Source organism: Candidatus Thiosymbion oneisti (genome assembly GCF_004359955.1).
GTDB lineage: Bacteria > Pseudomonadota > Gammaproteobacteria > Chromatiales > Chromatiaceae > Thiosymbion > Thiosymbion oneisti.
Genome location: NZ_SMSC01000090.1, coordinates 1 through 1,221, shown reverse-complemented (window position 1 = coordinate 1,221; position 1,221 = coordinate 1). Strand labels below are relative to the sequence as shown.

Genomic DNA, 1,221 nt, shown 5'->3' with positions numbered 1-1,221 from the left:
CCTGAAGTATCCCCACAAAAATCCCCTTCGGTGTCAGTCGGCCAGGAGGGCGTTATGCTCATCGGCGACCCATTGATCGGGTGGCCCGATCCTGCCGACCAACTCCCTGAGCACCTCGCGGCAACTGTCCAGTACCACCAGCAGCCGTGCGAGGAACAGCCGGGAGTAGACGCGGCGTTTGCCGTTGCCAGGGTGTAGCCAGCGTTCGAGGCCGCCGCGTTGGGCGGCGGTGCCGAGCAGCCACAGCACAAAGGCGGCGAGTGAGGCGATCAGCACCAGCACCGTGAAGCGCCCAACCCCGCGTGAGCGGCTGCATTCCAACCCCTCACCGAACTGCTGGCTCTTCATATCACGAAAGCTCTCTTCGATCTGCATGCGCTGCCGATACAACCGGATCAACTGCTTTGCTGACCGATCGGCGAGCCGGGTGCAGGCCACTAATAGCCAAGGTTCGTTGGCACTACGGGCGCAGTGAGTGCTAGCCTTCGAACGTGAACGCTTGCCGAAGGCGGTGTTGCCACGTCGCCCCTTCCCCGCCAGGCGTACCAGCACCAAGCGCGCCCGCAGGGGATTGCTGCGTACCCACTCGCCCTCCCCGAGCGCCGTCGGGGTCGTGGTGGCACGCTTGAAGAGCGTCTGGCAGCTCACCCAACCGTGATCCAAGCGCACGTAGTCGCGGCCACGCACTCGCCCCACCCAGCGCCAGCCGAGGCGTTCGACCCCCCGGTAGAAGGGGACCCGGAAGCCGGCATCGGCGATGATCATTGGCTTGACCTGTGAGGGCATCAGCTGGGCGAGGTGTTGCAGGAAGCGCTGCTGCACAACGCGGTTGCCGAGCTGCTTCTGCGGGTGGACCTCCTCGTACAGCGTCAAACTGCGCCCACCCACCGGCAGCGACGCACGCAGCAAATGCAACGATTGATCGGCCTTCAAATCTGACCAGTCAATCAGGACCAAGGGCTCGGCAAGGCGCGCCAACGTTACCCGACACAGCACCGCGTAGATCGACCGGACTTCACCTTGCAGGTGGCGGTTACCAAGCAGACGGTCGGAGCGTTTGATCTTATGGCGTAACCTCGCCTCACCCGCGAAGCGGCGCCCCAGATCGGTCAGTGACAACCGTGGCCCGCTCAGGCACGATACCACGGCCGCCAACAGCGTCGCCAAGCGTCGGCGGTGGAGGTGGTGCAACAACGGTTCCAGGCAGTGATGTAAAATTGT

General features: G+C 64.0%; 1 protein-coding gene. It reads right to left on the bottom strand.

Annotated elements, in window-relative coordinates; all coding sequences use genetic code 11:
* Positions 1-33: 33 nt before the first annotated feature.
* Positions 34-1,221 (bottom strand): IS4 family transposase (locus tag E1958_RS19535; RefSeq protein WP_133513358.1); only part of this gene is annotated, 1,188 nt, incomplete at its 5' end.